Origin of the sequence: Streptomyces rimosus subsp. rimosus (assembly GCF_000720725.1) — a bacterium.
GTDB classification, from domain to species: domain Bacteria; phylum Actinomycetota; class Actinomycetes; order Streptomycetales; family Streptomycetaceae; genus Streptomyces; species Streptomyces rimosus_A.
Window position 1 is genome coordinate 1 of record NZ_JOCQ01000143.1, and the last position, 17845, is coordinate 17845.

The 17845-nt window shown below is 73.6% G+C and carries 12 protein-coding genes; 6 read left to right on the top strand and 6 right to left on the bottom strand.

Translation table 11 applies throughout. The annotated features are described in order from the left end of the window. Both IH45_RS0139390 and IH45_RS1000000147400 read left to right on the top strand, forming a co-directional pair. Window positions 1–3369 (top strand): SDR family NAD(P)-dependent oxidoreductase (locus tag IH45_RS0139390; protein WP_030680682.1); only part of this gene is annotated, 3369 nt, incomplete at its 5' end. Continuing rightward, a complete protein-coding gene (locus IH45_RS1000000147400) occupies window positions 3366–5411 on the top strand; it encodes a cytochrome P450 (RefSeq protein ID WP_050515506.1) in 2046 nt (681 codons plus the stop codon). The genes IH45_RS0139390 and IH45_RS1000000147400, both read left to right, overlap by 4 nt. A gap of 109 nt (window positions 5412–5520) precedes the next feature. On the opposite strand, the gene IH45_RS0139400 is transcribed toward IH45_RS1000000147400, so the two are convergent. Continuing rightward, window positions 5521–5781 (bottom strand): hypothetical protein, encoded by a 261-nt coding sequence (locus tag IH45_RS0139400; RefSeq protein ID WP_030680686.1) that lies wholly within the window; start codon window positions 5779–5781, stop codon window positions 5521–5523. A gap of 233 nt (window positions 5782–6014) precedes the next feature. Beyond that, complete coding sequence (locus tag IH45_RS0139405) at window positions 6015–6350, bottom strand: trypco2 family protein (RefSeq protein WP_030680688.1); 336 nt, start codon at window positions 6348–6350, stop codon at window positions 6015–6017. Between the two features lie 62 nt (window positions 6351–6412). Between IH45_RS0139405 and IH45_RS1000000145680 the strand changes: the two genes are divergently transcribed. The 4 genes from IH45_RS1000000145680 (at window position 6413) to IH45_RS0139425 (ending at window position 13496) form a co-directional block, all read left to right on the top strand. Further along, window positions 6413–10234, top strand: a complete 3822-nt coding sequence (locus IH45_RS1000000145680) for a tetratricopeptide repeat protein (protein ID WP_050515507.1) — start codon at window positions 6413–6415, stop codon at window positions 10232–10234. Then, window positions 10231–11394 (top strand): hypothetical protein, encoded by a 1164-nt coding sequence (locus IH45_RS0139415; protein WP_158813441.1) that lies wholly within the window; start codon window positions 10231–10233, stop codon window positions 11392–11394. The genes IH45_RS1000000145680 and IH45_RS0139415 overlap by 4 nt, the downstream gene beginning before the upstream one ends. Continuing rightward, window positions 11391–12668 carry a hypothetical protein gene (locus IH45_RS0139420; RefSeq protein ID WP_030680696.1) on the top strand — a complete coding sequence of 426 codons (1278 nt, stop codon included), beginning with the start codon at window positions 11391–11393 and terminating at the stop codon, window positions 12666–12668. Before IH45_RS0139415 ends, IH45_RS0139420 begins: the two co-directional genes overlap by 4 nt. 201 nt (window positions 12669–12869) lie before the next feature. Continuing rightward, complete coding sequence (locus tag IH45_RS0139425; RefSeq protein WP_030680699.1) at window positions 12870–13496, top strand: ScbR family autoregulator-binding transcription factor; 627 nt, start codon at window positions 12870–12872, stop codon at window positions 13494–13496. A 20-nt stretch (window positions 13497–13516) separates the two neighbouring features. Here the strand turns inward: IH45_RS0139425 and IH45_RS0139430 are convergent, their stop codons facing one another. The 4 genes from IH45_RS0139430 to IH45_RS0139445 form a co-directional block, all read right to left on the bottom strand. Continuing rightward, window positions 13517–14389: a carbohydrate ABC transporter permease gene (locus IH45_RS0139430; RefSeq protein ID WP_030680702.1), complete on the bottom strand. Its 873-nt coding sequence runs from the start codon at window positions 14387–14389 to the stop codon at window positions 13517–13519. After that, window positions 14386–15453 carry a carbohydrate ABC transporter permease gene (locus tag IH45_RS0139435; protein WP_030680705.1) on the bottom strand — a complete coding sequence of 356 codons (1068 nt, stop codon included), beginning with the start codon at window positions 15451–15453 and terminating at the stop codon, window positions 14386–14388. The genes IH45_RS0139430 and IH45_RS0139435 overlap by 4 nt, the downstream gene beginning before the upstream one ends. A gap of 64 nt (window positions 15454–15517) precedes the next feature. Beyond that, window positions 15518–16837, bottom strand: coding sequence for an extracellular solute-binding protein (locus tag IH45_RS0139440; RefSeq protein WP_030680708.1), 1320 nt, complete (start codon window positions 16835–16837; stop codon window positions 15518–15520). Continuing rightward, window positions 16834–17845, bottom strand: a 1012-nt coding sequence (locus tag IH45_RS0139445; protein WP_234440849.1) for a GNAT family N-acetyltransferase, incomplete at its 5' end; no start/stop codon positions are given. The genes IH45_RS0139445 and IH45_RS0139440, both read right to left, overlap by 4 nt.

Consider the following 17845-nt stretch of genomic DNA (forward strand, 5'->3'; position numbering starts at 1 on the left):
CCCGACGCCCCCTCCCGCTTCCGCCCCAACCCCGACATCGACTTCGCCGCCGGCCCGTTCGTGCCCGCCGTGGCGGCCGAGGACTGGCCGCGTACGTCCGCGCCGCGCCGCGCCGCCGTCAGCGCCTTCGGCGTCGGCGGTACGAACGCGCACGTCATCCTCCAGGAACCACCGCCTGCCCGGCCGCCCGCACCCGCCCGGCCCTGGCAGCTGCTGGCCTGGTCGGCGCGCGACGAGCGGGCGCTCGACGCGATGGCCGCCACGCACCCGCAAACGCTGCGCGGCCTGCGCGACGAGGAGTTCGCCGACTACGCGCGCACCCTGGCCGTCGGGCGGCGCCGGCTGCCGCTGCGCCGCGCCGTGGTCCTGCGCGACCGCGCCCACGCGCTCACGGAGTCCGCTTTCCGTACGGAAGCGGCGCTGCCGCGCGAAGGGCGTGCGGGCGAGGTGGCGTTCGTCTTCCCGGGCGGCGGTTCGCAGTACCCGGGGATGGGGCGGGGGCTCTACCGCGACGAACCGGTGTTCCGGGAGACCGTGGACACCTGCCTGCGGCTGCTGCCCGACCGGGAGGCGGCCCGGCGCCTGCGCGCCTGGTGGCCCGCCGGGACCGGGGCAGGCACCCCGCCGGACGTCGACGCCGACGCCGATCCGCGCGTGGCGATGCCCGCCGTCTTCATCACCGAGATCGCCGTCGCCCGGCTGCTCGGCTCCTTCGGCGTGACGCCCTCCGTCCTGATGGGGCACAGCCTCGGCGAGTACGCCGCCGCCCACCTGGCGGGCGTACTGTCCCTGCCGGACGCACTCACCCTCGTCAGCAGCAGGGGCCGGCTGCTGTCCGGCATCGACAACGGCGCCATGCTGGTGGTCCGCGCCGACGCACGCGGCCTCGGGCATGTCCGCGGCGACGGCGTCTGCCTCGCGGTGGTCAACGGACCCGACGCCTGTGTCCTGTCCGGGCCCGCGCCCCGCATCGAGGCGGCGCACCGCCGCCTGACCGCGGACGGCGTCGCCTGCAACGTCCTGCAACTCGCCACCGCCGCGCACTCCGCGCTCGTCGAGCCGGTGCTCGGCGCCTTCCGCGATGTCGTGCGCGGCATCGCCCTCGGCCGGCCCGCCGTACCGCTGATCTCCAACGTCACCGGCACCGCCGACGCCGACTTCACCGACCCCGAGTACTGGGTCCGCCACCTCAGGGAGACCGTCCGCTTCGACCTCGGGCTCGCCTGCCTGCGCGACCACGACCCGCGCGTGCTGCTCGAAGCGGGGCCCGGCACCACCCTGACCACGCTCGCCCGTACGCAGGGCCTCGACCGAGGTGTGCCCGTCATGCGGCACCCCCTGGAGGAACGCGACGACCGAGAGGTGCTGCTGACCGCGCTCGCCCGCACCTGGGAAGCGGGCATCGACGTCGCTCTGGACGCGCTGTGGCCGTCACCCGGGACCCGGGTGCCCGCGGCGCCGTACCCCTTCGCGCCCACCCGGCACCGCCCGGCGCCGGCTGCCGCACCGGCGCCGGAGCAGGCTGCCGGCCCCTGGTACGGGGTCGCCTGGCAGCGCGACCTCGAACCGGAACCGGCCCGTACGGGTACGGAGGCCACCGGGCACCGCTGGATACTGCTCCACGACGGCAGCCCGGCCGCCGACGCCTTGTGCCATGAACTCACGGAAGCCGGTGCGGAGTTGACCACCGTCCTGCCGGACACCGCGGCCGCGCGGCACGGTCACGGCCGGGGCGGGGAGCGGACCGTCACCCTCGACCCGTGTGCCGCCGACCAGTACGCCAAGATCATCGAGATGGCCGGGGGAGACCCGGACCTGCCGCTGCGGATCGTCAGCACCTGGAACGGCGCGCCGTCGCACGCGGCCTGCCCGCCACTGAGCGACCTCGCCGGACTGGCCCGCGCGCTCGCCACACCGGCTGGCGGCACCGAAGTGTGCCTGGTCACCCGAGGGGCGCTGGAAATCACCGGCGGCGAGGACCTCGACCCCTGGGCAGCGCTCACGGTCGGCGCGGCGGGCGCGCTGCGCGCGGAACTGGGCGACGCCGCGACCGTACGGGTGGTGGACATCGACGGGCGGGACGCGGCGGCCGACGGCGGTCCGACAGCTCCCGGTATGGCCCGTGGTCTGGCGCGCGACCTTCTGCGCGAATTCACCCGACCGGCGGAATCCGGACCGGTCGGGCTGCGTGCAGGACGCCGCTGGCTGCGCCGGTTCGAGCCGCTTCGTACGCCGCCCGTGGCCAACGGGACGGCCCTGCGGAACGGCGGGCGCTACCTGATCACCGGCGGTACGGGCGGCATCGGACGGCTGCTCGCCGGGCACCTGCTCCGCGACCACCACGCCCGGGTCGTCCTGCTCGGGCGCGATCCGGACGCGGTGCGCGCCACGGCGGACGAACTGTCCGGCCTCCCCGGCGAACTCCTCGCCGTCAGCGCCGACATCACCGACGCCGCGCGGACCCGGGACGTGCTGCGCGAAGCGCTGCGGCGCTTCGGCGGCCTGGACGGCGTCGTCCACGCGGCCGGTGTACCGGCGGGCGGACTGGCTCAGCTGCTGACCCCGGACACGGTGGCCGAAGCGCTCGCGGCCAAGACCACGGGCACCGTCACCCTCGTCGACGCCCTCCGGGAGACCGGCGCCCGGCCGGACTTCGTGCTGCTCTTCTCCTCCCTGGCGGCGTTCTCGCAAGCCCCCGGCCTGTCCTGCTACGGCGCGGCCAACGCCTTCCTGGACACGTACGCGCACGCCGCGGCCCGTACCGAGGGTCCCGCTGTCCTCGCCGTGAACTGGGACCGCTGGAACGGCATCGGCATGGGGCGGGAAGGCGAGCGGCGGCAGCGCGCGCTCGGCGGCGGGACACCGCTGGGCGGGCTGGAACCGGCCGACGCGATCGCCGCGTTCGAGCGGTGTCCCGGTGCGCTCTCGCTCGGCCAGGTGGTCGTCTCCGTACTGCCGCCGGATACGGTCGCCGGGCCACCCGGAATGGACGGCGGCGCCGAGCCGCGGAGCGACGTTGGTGAGCGGCCCGACGAGGCACCGGAAACCTCGCTTTCCGGCACCGACTCCGCCACCGACGCCACCACATGGAGCCCCCTCGAACGCGAAGTCCAGCGCATCTGGCAGGACGTGCTCGGCAACGAGGACGGCATCGGTCTGCACGACGACTTCTTCGCCCTCGGCGGACACTCCCTGGCCGCCCTCCAGGTCGTCCAGCGCTGCCAGGACAGCTTCGGCGTGGACCTCTCCGTCAAGACGGTGTTCCTCGCGCCGACCGTCGCGCGCCTGGCCGCCGAACTGAGCGCGGCACGCGGTGCGTCCGCGTCCGGGCCCGAAGGCCCCGCCCCCGAGCGGAAGGACCCCGTATGACCGGCGTATCCGCCCGCGAACCCGCTGCGGGCCGCACCGACGCCGCCCGGTGGCTGCTGCGCCGCCGGGTGCTGCCGGACCCCGCGCTGCGTTTGATCTGCTTCCCGCACGCCGGGGGCGCCGCGACCTTCTTCCACGGATGGCAGGACCGGGTACCGCCCGGTACCGAGGTCGGCGCGGTCTGCTATCCCGGGCGGCAGAACCGGATCGCCGAGCCGCCGCTCACGTCCATGGACGACCTCGCCGACCAGGTGCACGCGGCGCTGCGCGGACTGCTCGACCGCCCGCTGGCGCTCTTCGGGCACAGCATGGGCGCGGTCGTCGCGTACGAGGTGGCCGTACGGCTCGCCGAACGCGACGGCATCGACCTGGTGGCCCTGCTGGTGTCCGGGCACGGCGCCCCGTACCTGTGCGCGGCCGGACCGCCGCCGGACACCGCGGCGAACGACCGGGAGATCGCCGACCTGGCCATGGCCACCGACCCGGCGCTGCGCCGCTCGCCCCAGCTGCTGGACCTGGTCATGCCGGTGCTCCGCGCCGACCACGCGCTGCTCCGCGCCTACCGGCCCGTACGCACCCCGCGGATCGCCGCGCCGATCGTCGCCTACCGGGGCGCGGACGACCCCAGGGCGAGCGAGGACGACATGTGGTCCTGGCGCGCGATGACCGGCGCCGCCTTCCGGCTGCGTACCCTGCCCGGCGACCACTTCTACCTGGCCACCGAGGAGGCCGGGCTGGTGGCCGATGTCATGGACGCGTGCCGGGACGGTGTGGGCGACCACGGGGCGAGTGACGACGCGGCGAGCGGCGATGGTGGAAGCACCGCGGCCGGCCCGGACGCCGCGGCCTCCGCCGTACCGCTGTTCGTACGCCGCTCCGGCACCTGCCCCTTCGACCCGGCGGAGGACTTCGCCCGGCTGCGCGCCGAGCGGCCGGTGGTCCGCACCACCCTGCCGACCGGCGCCCGCGCCTGGATGGTCACGCGGTACGCCGACGCCCGCCGCGTCATCGCCGACCAGCGGCGCTTCAGCTCCCGCGCCGCCGTGAACGGCCCGGTACCGCCCCCGGAGCCCCCCGAAGGCTTTCCGCCGCCGCGGCCCGGCGTCTTCTACACGTACGAGCCCGAGGACCACGCCCCCATCCGCCGGATGCTCACCCCGGAATTCAGCGCCCAGCGCGCCCGGGTCCTGGAACCGCGCGCGGAAACCCTGGCCGACCGGCACCTCGACGCCATCGAGCGGGCCGGCCCGCCCGCCGACCTGATCACCGACTTCGTGCTGCCGGTACCCCGGCTGCTGTTCCTGGAGCTGCTGGGCGTGCCCGTCCGGGACGCCGGGCGGCTCCACCACGACCTGGCGCTCCTGCACGACTTCCACCCCATCCACGAGGCGCAGGCAGGAGCGTTCCGCCGGCTCGACGCATATCTGCGGGAACTGGTGGAAACGACGCGCGCCACGCCCGGCGACACGGTGCTCGGCCACCTGGTCACCGCGCACGGCGCCGAGCTGAGCGACGACGAACTCGCCGGAATCGCCTGCCAGTTGCTGCTGGCCGGGTACGCGACGATCGCGGGCACCCTGGGCCTGTCCCTGCTCGCGCTGATCCTCGACCCCGTACAGGCGGCACTGGTGCGCGACGGGCGCGCCCGCCCCGACCGGATGGCCGAGGAGCTGATCCGCCACCTGTCGGTGGTGACCTTCGGCAAGGTCTTCCAGGCGAAGGAGGACGTCACGATCGCCGGCCAGGACATCACGGCGGGTGAGTACGTGCTGTGCCACCTGCCCTCCGCCAACCGCGACACGGCGCTGGCCGAGGGCCTCGACCACCTCGACGTCACCCGCGAGCCGACACCCCACCTCGCCCTCGGTTACGGCGCCCACCACTGCCTGGGCGCCGAGCTGGCCCGGATGGAACTGCGGGTCTGTGTGCCCCGCGTCCTGCGCCGGCTGCCGGGCCTCCGCCTGCGCGTCCCCGTCGGGGACCTGCGCTTCACACCGCTGAACGCCGCGTACGGAGTGGAGTCCCTGCCGGTCGCCTGGTGAGCGCGGGCGCCGTCCGGTCGCACGGCGCAGCCCTTCGCGCCGGGGAACGGGCGAAGGGCTGCGGGCCGATACGGCCGGGGCAAGCGTGGTGGAACCGGGCGGCGAGTGGTCAGCGCACCCAGTGGTGGAAGAAGTACTTGTGCTTGTGGAGGTCGGTGACCTTCGTGTGCGAGGCGGCGCTGGCCTCACCGACGGTGGCGCCGTCCGGGCCACCGGCGTTGACGCCTTCCTTGTGAGCGGCCTGCCAGTGGCTGGCTGTGTGGTGGTGGAGGTGCTTGCCCCCACCGCCCGAGGGGGCGGCGGCCGCGGGAGCGGCGGCGACGAATCCGGCGGCGAGGACGCCGACGGCGGCTATCGCGATGCGACGCATGATCTCTCCTTATGGAGCGGGGTTGTTGACACGACTCTCACCCGCCACCACCCCGCCCGCACCCCGGGACCCGGCGGCCGGGGTGGGCCGCGAACCCGCGGAACCGCCGCTGACCGCCCGCTCCGCCGCCGGTCCGGGCGCTTCCCGGCCATCGTCCGTACGGGTGACCGCGGCTTCCGCGGGACCGTCGCGGACGCCGCCGCGGGATCGCTGTCCACGCCTCCGTGCCGCCGCTACGAGGGCCCGCCCACGCTGATGCCCGGCCCCTCTGGAGGGGCGTCCCGGTCGTGCGGTTTGAGCTCGATCTCGATGCGGTGGGTGCTCTCCCGCGCGAGCGCGCCGCCGGCCTCCGCGGTGACCACGCCGATCCGCAGCCCGCCGCGTCCCGAGCCCTCACGACGCACCTGGACGGCGAACTCCACGTTGACGCGTTCCACCAGGAACCGGAGCCGGCTCTGCTCGCCGTCGCGCTGCGCCGCCTCCAGCTCCTCGCGAATGCGGCCGATCACGTCCGCCAGGCCCGCGGTCTCCGCACCGTCCGTCCCGCCCCGCCCGGTGTCCGCGCCCATCACGATCCTCCCCTCGTACGGTGGGGGACGGTTGCCGCTCCCCGGAGCTATCGTGCAGGACTATGGAGGAACTCGGGGGGACTTCCAACTGCTACTCGGGAGCCGGGTGTTGGCGGGTCCGGTTGTTCCAGGGGGAGCGCCGGGGTGCCACACCGCTCGGCGCGGGCGTGCTGCTGCCCGGCGGGCTGGTCCTGACCTGCGCCCATGTCGTCCTGGCCAGACGCACGTCCGCCGGCCCGCCCCTGCCCCTGGAGGACGTGTACGCGGAATTCCCCGGCGTCCCGGCCGCGCTGCGCGGTCCTGTGGCGGCCAAGGTGCTCGACCGGTATCTCCGGCCGCCGACCTCCCGGTTCAGCGCCGATATCGCGCTGCTGCAACTGGCCGAGGAGCCGCCGGTGACGCCCGCTGTGCTGCACCGTCAGATTCCGGCGCGCGAGGAACGGGTGCACCTCATCGGATATCCGGAAAGGCTGCCCGGTGGCGAGCACGCGGACGCGAAGCTCATGGGCCGCGGCGGCCCCGGCCACGACACCGAGTGGGTGCAGCTGGACCCGGAACCGTCGTCGCCCTATGTGGTCGCGCACGGCTACAGCGGCAGCGGGGTGGTGCACAGCCGTACGGGCGGCGTCATCGGCATTCTCGTGTACCAGTACGGCACCGAGCAGCACCCGGTCACCGCCAGCCACAGCTACATGATTCCGACCGAGACGATCCTGGCGTACTTGGCCGACGAGAAGCTGACGCTGCAGGTCACCGGTGTGCACGCGGTCGCGGACTCCATCCGGCTCGAACCCGGCGCGGCCGGCTCGGATCGGGCGCTCGGGCTGCGCCGCTGGCTCGCTCGCTGGCTCGGCGACACCGGGCCGTCCGACCCGGACACGCTCACCGGCGCGGACAGCGCCGGCAGCCCCGGGCCGCGCCGCCCGGCCGACCAGGCGGAGCCCGTGGAGCTGGCCTTCGTCGCCGAGGGTGCCCATGACGAGACGTCCGCGCTGCACTCCGCCCTCCTCCTGGCCGACCGGGAGCGCAAACCGTGGCTGCTGCGGAGCGGCGAGGCCACGGTCATGGAGCCGCGAGCCGGCTCCATCGACATCGCCCTGGACGCGACGGACCAGCTGCCCGGGCAGCTGGTCCGGTACACCGCGGCCCGGGCCGGCCTCACCGCCGCCGAAGCGTCGGCCACCGGTGCGCCCACCGATGACCTCGCTGCGGTGACGCGGCGGATCGCCGCGAAGGCCCCGCCGCTGTCCGCCGCCTTCCTCTCCCTCGACCGGCTCCGGCCGGCCGGTGAATCCGTCCTGCCGCTGCTGCGCGCGCTGCTCGCCCGGGGCCACAGCCGGCTCCTGCTCGTCTTCCGCGCACCGCGCGGACCGCTGCTCGACCGTGTCGTCGGTGAACTCCTCGACGACCGATGGGCCGGCCGCCACAAAGCGGCCATCGACACGCGGCTGGCCTTGCTGGCCCGTCTGGAGGACCGGGACCGCCCGGCAGACGGTGGACCGGCCGGTCCGCGGAAGGGCGACGGGCCCCAACCGGTGTCCCCCCTCCTCGCCCAGCGACTGTCGGCGCTGTGCCAGGGCGGTGAACCGCGGAACAGCGCGAGCGTCGCGTACGGGCTGTTCCGGATCGCCGTCGCCGTCGAGGACGCCCTGCAGCGCCACGGCCTGCCCGGCGCCCCGCGCAGATACAACGTCGATCCGCCGGGCGACGGCCTGACCGACCTGCCGCACATCACCGTCGGCAACCCGGACTCCCTCGTCGGGCCCGCGCCCGAGGTGTCGGGCCCGGGGCCCGGCCCCGGGCCGAAGCCCCTTGCCGCACGATGGACCGGCCTCGTCAGCGGCCAGGAGCTGCATCAGCAGTACCGGGTCGTCGGCCGCCTCGGGCAGGGCAGCTACGGGCAGGTCTACCTCGCCCGCGATCAGATGCTCGACGACCGGCCGGTGGCCCTGAAAGGGGTGCGCGACCCCGACGACCCGAGGGCGGTGGACGAAGCGGTGAAGGAGCGCCTGCGGCTGGTCGGCCTCAACCACCCGTCGATCATCAAAGTGTTCAACTACGCCCGTCGGCCGGGAGCTTCGGACGGCAACCTCAGCTTCATCGTGATGGAGTTCGCCGACGGTGCCCCGCTGAGCTGGATCGCCGACCGGATCGCACGGCGCGCCGAGCCCTTCCACGACCACCGGGTCCACGAATTCATCGCGGTCTACGGACTGCTCATCCTGGACGCGCTCACCTACCTCCACGAGGAGTGCAAACTCGTCTACGGCGACCTCTCCCTCACGAACGTGATCCACTGCGGCACCGGCATCAAGCTCATCGACGTCGCCGGCGTGCGCCCCACCGGCACCCTGGGCTCCGTCACGTACCCGGCGCCCGAGCTGGGCCTCACCACCGCCGTGACTGTTCCGGCGGACCTGTACACGGTCGGCGCCGTGCTCGGGGAACTGGCCGCGCGGGTTCCCGAAGCGCCTCCGGGGCTCGGTACCCGCTCGCTGGCACACGTACTGCACCGCGCCACGGCCCGGATTCCGGCGGAGCGCTTCGCCGACGCCCGCGAGATGGCCGTCCAACTGCGCGGTGTGCTGCGGGAGTTGCGATCTTTGCGACTAGGTGAGGAGGCGGTCTTCGAGCCTTCCTCGCTCTTCGCCCCGGCGCCTGCCGCCCTCGACGGCGAGCTGGGCAAGGCGCCGCCGCTCGGCCAGTGGCGGGACGGCAGCAACGTCAAGCGCGGACTGACGGTCCGGCCGCCCGCCCCCGCCGAGGTCGCCCTCGGCCTGCCGGTGCCCAAGCCGGACGTCGCCGACGGCAACTGGACGGAACTGCACCGCACCTCCTACGACGACCCGGCGAGCCTGCTCCAGCTCAGCGACGCGTGGAAGGGATCGGCGGAGAAGGCGCTGCTGCATCTTCGGCTCCACCTGGAGATCGCCCGCGACCACCCGGAAGACGCCGCCGCACGGCGGGCCTTCGCCGAGACCGAGCTGGCCCGCGCCCGCGTCGAAGTCGGCGGACTCGCGGCGTACGACTGGCGGCTGCACTGGCACGAAGGTCTGCTCCATCTCGTCGACGACCGGGTGGCGGCGGCCCGGGGGTGCTTCGCCCGGGTCTACGCGGCGATCCCGGGGGAGTATGCGCCCAAACTGGCCCTCGGCTACTGCCACGAGGTGCTGGACGACCCGGCGGAGGCTGTGGCTCTGTACGGGGCGGTCTGGCACCGCAACCACGCCCTCGGGAGCGCCGCCTTCGGCCTGGCCCGTATCCATCTCGCCGACGCCAAGCCACAGCTCGCGCTGGAATGCCTCGAAGCCGTCCCCGTCGACTCCCGGCACCGCACCGCCGCCCGGACGGCCATGGTCCGCATCCTCGCGGACCCGCCCGCCGACGGCAGCCCGCCCGCGGTGCCCGCCGTCCGGGAGGCATGGCTGGCACTGCACCGGCTCACGGTGCGGGAGGGTCTGACCGACCGGCATGCCCAGGACCGGCTGCGCGCCGACCTCCTGGAACTGCTGCTCCTGCTCGTCACCGCCACGCCCTCGGGAGCGCCCGACCCGCTGGCCGAGCTGCGCGTGAATCCCGACCCCCAGGGCGAGAAGATCACCGTGCCGTCCATGGAGCACGCGCTGCGCGAAGAACTCGCGGCCTGCTACCTGCGGCTCTTCGAACAGCTGCCGCCCGCCGCCCGCGCCCGGGACCGGGCCCTGGCCGAGGCCCTGCTGGACAACGCCTACCGCACCCGCCCCATCGGCTACCGGCACCGCCGCGGCGACCAGCGCCCCCGCTGGTTCCGCCGGTTCCGCCGGTTCCGCCTCAAGAGCCGGTCCGCCCGGTCCGGCGACGCTTCTCCCCCGTCCGCGGACACCGTGCGTGAGGGGGCACGATGAACGGCCACGACGGCGCCTCTCCCGTACCGCCGGAACGCGGCGCATCACCGGAACGCGGCGCACGGCCCGGGAGAATCCCGGCGCGAAGACGACTCGGCCGCGCGCTGTGGTACTGGTCCTCGGGCCGCGTCGCGGGGGACAGGCGCAAGGACACCGGCAGGTTCCTCTTCAGCCGGATGCTGCTGCTGCCCGCCGCCATGTTCACCGTCCTCGCCCTCGCCGCCACGGCGTACTTCAACGTCCACGACCGTACGCGGGAGCTGCGCGGCCGCTACGCCCCCGCCCTGGTCGACCTGGCCCACGCCCGCGTCTCCTTGACCCTCGCCCAGGCCGAGGCCGAACGCCGGCTCGGTACGGGCGGCGGCCGGCCCCTGCCGCAGACCGACCTCGTAGGGCTCGGCGAACGCTATCCCTCCCTGGTGACCGCGGCGTCCCAAAGCCTCAACAGCGCCATCCAGACCGGTGCGCTGAGCAAGGCACAGGAACAGGAGGTCCGGGTGGTCTCCGGTCTGGTGGTCGCCTACGACGACTGGATCGACTGGGCCGACAGCCACCACGGCAGCCGGCCGTTGCGCCGGGCCGGCATGGAGTACGCGACGACCCTGCTGCGCGGCAGCCCCACCGCCGTACTCAACCGCATCGGCGCCGTGGAGAGCCGGCTGCGCGACTCCGTGGCCGACCTGTCGGGCGCGCGCGCCGTGTTCGCCGTCACGGCCTCGGCGGCGCTGCTGGTCACCTTGGCCCTCGCGTTCGTCTTCGTCGGCCTGCTCGACTTCGTCCGGGCCTGTCTGCGGGTCCGCAGTCCCTCGCTGGCCCTGTTCGCGCTGCCCGTCCTGCTGGTGTTCGTGGTGCTGTGGGCCGGTGTCAGCGAGGAGCGCGGGGCCCAGCAGGACGTGGCGCGCTCCGCCGTGCGGCTCGCGAAGATATCCGTGCCACGCGCGGCCGGACCGGAGCGGACCGACGGGCCGGGCGGGCCCGACGCCGCGATCGACGAGGTGGAATCCGATCTCGCCGGGCAGCTGCGCGGCGCCCATCCGGACACCTGGGCACTGGCGTCGGTGCTGACCCTCATCGTGGGCGCGGCGGGCGCCGTGGGGTGCGGCCTCACGATCGGCCGGTACGGCAGCGAGCACTGGAAGATCGACTGGGAGCCGGCATGAAAAGCGCGCGCCATCTGCTCCGCACCGCCCTGGCCTGCTGCCTGCTGGGGACGGCCGCACTGCTCCCGGCGGGCTGCTCGTCCGAGGAGGGCCGGACGCTGGTGGTCCTGGGCCCGTGGACCGGCGAGGAGGCGCGGCCGTTCATGGAGACACTGAAGGAGATCGGCAGACGTACCGGACAAACGTATGTGTACGAGGGCGCCCGCTCGCTCCAGGAAACCCTCGCGGCCCAGCTGCGCACCGAGTCACCGCCCGACATCGCGATCCTCAACGGCTTGGGCGAACTGTCCGAGTACGCGCGCGAAGGCGCCGCCAAGCCGCTGGAGGAGGACGTGGCCGGATCGGGGCTGGGGCCCTGGGCACAGCGGATCACGCTCCGGAACCAGCAGGGCGAGTACCGGCAGCACTCGTACTGGGTACCGGTGCGGGTGGACCTCAAGAGCATCGTCTGGAGCCGCCCCGACGACCCCCGGACAGTCCGGAATCCCCGCTGGTGCCTGGGCATGGCATCCGACGCGACGTCCGGCTGGCCCGGCACGGACTGGATCGAGGACCTGCTGCTCCAGAAGTACGGCCCGGCCGTGTACGACCAGTGGGCCACCGGCGACCTGCCGTGGACCGGCGAGCCGGTGAAACGGGCCTGGCAGGCATGGCGTGACCTGCTCGTCAAGGACGGTCCCAAGGCTGCCGAGAACGCGATATCCACCCAGTTCGAGTACCTGGGCGGCGGCTTGAACGGACTGCTGAACACCGGCAGGTGCACCCTGGAACACCAGGCATCCTTCATCCGCCGGCACTACGCCGACGATGTGCTGCCCGCGCCCACCCGCAAGTTCGTCCCCGGCCTTCCGGACCGCCGCGCCTACGAGGTCTCCGGCGACATGGCGGCCGTCTTCCGGCCCGGCGCAGCGGCCTGGGAACTGCTGGAGGCGCTGGCCTCGCGACCCGCCCGAGCGGAGTGGGCCAGGCTGGCGCGCCCTGGGGAGCGACCCTTCTTCTCCGACGGCAGCACGGGAAGCGGCCAGCTCTCGGCGAGCACCGCGGCCGTGCAGAAACTCTTCCGGGCCGCGGACAAGGTCTGCTTCGACGCCTCCGACGCCATGCCGTCGACCTTGCGCGGCGCGTTCCAGCGGGCCGTACTGGAATTCCTCCAGGACCCGCAGGACGCCCGTCTGCTCGACGGCCTGCTGAGGCAGCTGGAGGCCGAACGCCTGACCCAGCACCGGGCCGGTGCCTTCGCGCTGGAGCACCTGTGCGGGCGCCTCGGCGACTGAGAGCCGGAACCCCACCCCCTCCGGAAAACTGCCGGCCATGGCGCGAGGAGCCCCCCTCTCCGTGGGAAGGTTGCCCCGCCCCAGCCGCCCGCCGAATATCTCCCGACGAACCCCTGAAGTGATCCACATCACGTCCGGTGCCGGTACCGAATCGGCAGGGGACGCGTTTTCTTCGTACCATTCACGTGTTTGCCGAGGGAAATGGTGCGGTCAGTGCAGGAGCGGGCGGTCAAGACGCGGGAGGCAATTCTCCGGGCGGCTTCCGAAGTGTTCGACGAGTTCGGGTTCAGTGGCGCGAGCGTCAGCAAGATCATGAAGCGGGCCGGGGTCACCCAGGGCGGGATGTACTTCCACTTCCCGTCCAAGGAGGCGCTGGCGCACGCCGTCATGGTCGAGCAGGGGAACGGGCTGGAGCTGCCGCCCGGCGAGGACGGCCTCCAGCGGCTGGTCGACATCACGCTGTACCTCGCCGGGGAGCTGCAGACCAACCCCGCGCTGCGGGCCGGCGTACGGCTGGCGATCGAGCAGGGCGAATTCGGTGTGCAGGACGACGCCCCGTACCAGTACTGGGTGCAGGAGTTCGCCGGACAGCTGGGGGCCGCCCGGGACAAGGGGGAGCTGCTGCCGGAGGTGGACGTGGACGACCTGGCCTGGATGCTGGTCAGCTCGTACTCCGGTACGCAGCTCCTGTCGCAGATCTCCACCGGCCGGGCCGACCTGCACCAGCGCGTGATCACTCTGTGGCGGTACCTGCTGCCGGGCGTCGCCGCGCCCGAGGTCAGGACGCGGGTCACCTTTCCGGAACAGCGGGGCGGCACGGCCGCCTGAACACCCCGGCGCGGACGGCCCTACTTGAGGCCGCTGAGCATGACGCCCCGGATGTAGTGCTTCTGGAGCAGCAGGAACAGCAGCAGCACCGGCAGCACGCTCAGCACGAGCCCGGCCATCATGACCGGCACCATGCGGTGGGGATCGAGGTAGCTCTGCAACGTCTGGATGCCCACGGGGAGCGTCATCAGGCGGGGGTTCGCGGTGGAGACCAGCAGGGCCCAGATGTACTCGTTCCAGGCGCCCACGAACGTGAGCAGCGCGAGCGTCACCGCCACCGGCCGGGTCTGCGGTACGACGATGCGCCACCACACGGTGAACTCCCCGGCGCCGTCGATCCGCGCCGCCTCCAGCATCTCGTCCGGCACGGACACGATGAACTGCCGCATCAGGAAGATCCCGAAGCCGGACACCAGGAACGGCATGACCAGGGCGGCGAGGCTGACCGTCAGCCCGGCCCCGCCGTCGCCGAGCAGGCCGTTGCCGCCCGCCAGCGGCCAGTGCACCAGGATCAGGAAGTGCGGGATGAAGAAGACGAACGGCGGGAACATCATCGTCGCGAGCACCAGCCGGAAGATCAGGTCACGGCCCGGGAAGCGCAGCTTGGCCAGGGCGTAGCCCGCCAGTGAGGACGTCAGCAGCACCGAACCGGTGATCACCGCGGTGGCGACGACGCTGTTGCGGAACAGCAGCGGCAGGTCCAGCCGGACGAACGCCTCCCGGTAGTTGGACAGGTCGAAGGCCTCCGGCAGGAAGCGGTAGGGCAGCCTGCCGTACTCGCCCGGCCCCTTGAACGAGGTCAGCAGCATGTCCAGGAACGGCACCACCGTCACCACCGCGCCGATGCCCACCAGCAGGTACGACAGCCACGGGAAGCGCCCGCGCCGCCTCATGCGTCCGCTCCCTTGCGCCGGAACAGCCACAACTGGGCCGAAGTGATCACCAGGATGAGGACGAACAGCACCAGGGCCGCCGCGCTCGCCGAGCCCCAGTCCCCGTACTTGAACGCCCGCTGGTACATCTCCAGCGCCGCCACGTTCGTCGCGTCGCCCGGACCGCCCTCACCGGTCATGACGATGATCAGCGCGAACGACTGGAGGCCGGTGATGAACTGGGTCACGCACACGAACAGCAGGGACGGCCGCAGCAGCGGCAGCGTGATGCGCGCGAAGACGGTGAACGGCCCGGCGCCGTCCAGCTCCGCCGCCTCGTAGTAGACGTGCGGGATGGCCTTCAGGCCCGCCGTGAGGATCAGGATCGCGGACCCGAGCGAGGCCCAGGCCTGGACCACCACGACCGACGGGAGCGCGGTCACCGGGTCCTGGAGGAAGGCGACGGAGCGCAGGCCGAGCGCGTTGAGCACGCCGTTGACCAGGCCGCCGGGCTCGTACATGTACTTCCACACATTGCCGACCGCGACCACGGTCGTCACGATCGGCAGGAAGTACAGCGTGCGCCAGAACCCCTGGAAGCGCAGGTGGGTGATGCAGTGCGCGACCAGTACGGCACCGGTCAGCGCCAGGGCCACGGTGCCCAGCGCGTACAGCAGCGTGTTGGTCAGGACCGGCGTCAGGAAGGACGAGCCGCGCGCGAAGAGGGCGGTGAAGTTGTCCACCCCGGCGGGCCGTAGGTCGGCGAGGTCGAAGCCGGCCCAGCGGGACAGCGACAGCAGCACCGCGAACAGCAGCGGCAGGAGGAGGAAGACCGCGAAGAAGGCGAGGCTGGGGGCGAGGAAGAGGTAGGCGACGGCGGTTTGCCGGTAGCGGTAGCGGGTCCGGCGCGCGGCGGGGCGGGTGCGGTCCCCGGCCGTCCGCACGTCCCGCCCGCCGTCCGTACGTCCGCCGTCCGTACGTCCGCCGTCCGCCCGCCCGCCGTCCGCACGTCCGCGGCCTCCGGCTTTGCCCAGGCGCTCGGCCTCGCCGCCGTCGCCGTCCGCGCTTCCGACCGTTGTCGCCATGCAGCACCAGCCTTTCGGGGACGGGCGGGCCGACGGAAGAAGGCCCGGGGTACGGGGCGCGCGGTCAGCGGGAGAGCTCCTGGTCGACCTGGCGTACGGCGTTGCGCACGGCCGCGTCCGGCGGACGGCGGCCGGTCCACATCTCCTCGATGTTCTTGCGCAGCAGCGCCTTGGCCTTCTGCGCGCGCGGCCCGTTCGGCTCGGGCGTGGCGTAGTCGAGCGCGTCGACGAACGGGCCGAGGTTCGGGTCTCCGCCCGCGGCCAGCAGCGCCCGCATGTCGCCGGTACGGCCGGTCATCGTGCCGACGGACATCTGCAGGACGCTCATACGCGTGGCCCGTACGGCCGCGGCAGGGCCCGCCCGCGACCCGGCGGGCGCCACCTCGTCGTTCAGCCAGCGCAGGAACTCCCACGCCTCCCGCGGATGCCGGCTCTTCGCGTTGACGCCCAGCAGGAAACCGGTGGTGACCGTGCCCCGGTTGCCGGGCGCGGGACCCGGCACCGGCGCCACCCCGACATCGCGGTAGTCCCGGCCCATCGTCTGCTTCAGGCTGCCGGTCCACCACGCGCCGCTGACCGCCAGCGCCACCCGGCCCGCGGGGAAAGCTTTCATCAGGTCGATGCCGGGGTCGCTCGCGCCCCGGTCGATCAGCCGCCGCTCCAGTGCGAAGACGGCCCGCCCGGCGGGGGAGTCGAGGGCGCTGCGCGCACCGTCCGGCTGGAGGAACGATCCGCCACGCGACGCGAGCAGCGCCAGCGTCTGATTCACCACGGTCGAGTCATCGATCCGCGACAGCCCGAAGCCCTGCACAAGAGTGTTGCCGTGCCGGTCGCGCCGCGCGGTCCGGTACGCGGTCTCCTCCAGCTCCCGCCAGGTGCGCGGCGGCCCGGCCAGCCCGGCCGCGCGCAACAGCCGCTTGTTGTAGTAGAGCGCGTACGGCTGCACCTCGGTGGGATAGCCGATGATCCGGCCGTGCACCGAGGCCGCCCGGACCGCGGGGCGGGCGAAACCGCGCTCGATACGGGCGGCGTCCCCGGGCGGCGCCGGCCGCACCACCCCGGCCTCCGCCAGCTGCCCGGCCCACAGGCTGTACGGGTGGACGATGTCCGCGCCCTGCCCGGCGGCCTGCCGCACCATCAAGGTGGTCAGCAGGTCCTGGAAACGCACCGCCGTCGTCCGTACGCGCACCCGGTCGTGCGCCGCGTTCCACTCGTCCACCACCCGTTGCAGCGCCGACTTCAGCGGATCGGTCGCGTAGTGCGACAGCAGCGTGAGCACGACCGGATCGCCCGGACGGCCGCTGCCGCCCCGGCCGGGGGCGCCGCAGCCCGCCGCGCTCACCGCCGCTCCCGCCAGCCCCGCCAGGACCCGGCGCCGCTTCATGGCCGTACCTCCCGCCGTAAGACCTGGAACCTGCGGGTCGTGGCGAACCCCGCCGACCGGTAAAGGTGCCCGGCCGGGCTGCGCTCGCCGGTCCACAGGAACCATGCCCCGTGCGCGCCCGCCGCCCGCATCCGCTCCAGCGCCAGGTGCAGCAGCACCTTGCCCAGGCCGGTGCCGCGCTGGTCGGCCCGTACGCCGAACGGGCCGAACCGCTCGGCCAGGCCCTCGTACGCACCGTGCATCGCCCATCCCACGACCTGGCCCGCCGGATCGTGGGCCGTCACGATGCGGTCCAGGGGCGCGCCGGTGTCGAGTGCGTGCCGGATGGCCTGCGGCCAGTCCGGGCCGAACTCGTCCTCGGCCAGTCGCAGCAGCCCCACCAGGTCGTCGTCCCGTGGCGTGCCGAAGCGGTAGCCGTCGGCGGCCAGCGCGGCGGTCCGCCGACGTACCGCTTCGGGCGTCCGGTAGCCGACCAGGCCGCGGTCCATGGCGACGGCTTCGAGCCGGGGCGCGAAGCCCAGGTCCGACAGCAGCCGGGCGGCCTCCGGATAGGCGTCCCGGTCCAGGCCGGGGAGGAAGTAGTGCGGGGTGTACGAGGCGAAGTCGACGCTGGTGCGGCCGTGCCCGGCGAGCCAGTCCAGGACGCCGGTGAGCAGCCGGCGCCCCAGCCCGGCACGGCGCACGGCCGGATCGACGAAGAAGAACGGGATCCAGCCCTGCTCCGGCTCCAGGTCGCTCCCGGCCACCGGCACCTTCCGGCGCACCCCGTACGCGGCACCGATCACCCCGCCGTCGCGCACGGCGACGTGCAGGCCCGCCGGGTCGAAATTCGGATCGAGCAGCACGTGGCGGCGGAAGCGCTCCCGGGTGACGGGATCGTACGGAGCACTGCGCGCCCACGCCGCGACGAGCGGCGCGCCATCGCCGGGCGCGAAGGCCCGGACGCGGACCTGGCCGGAGGGGGTGGGGGCATCGCTGGGGACGGGGCCACCGGCGGGGGCGGGGCCC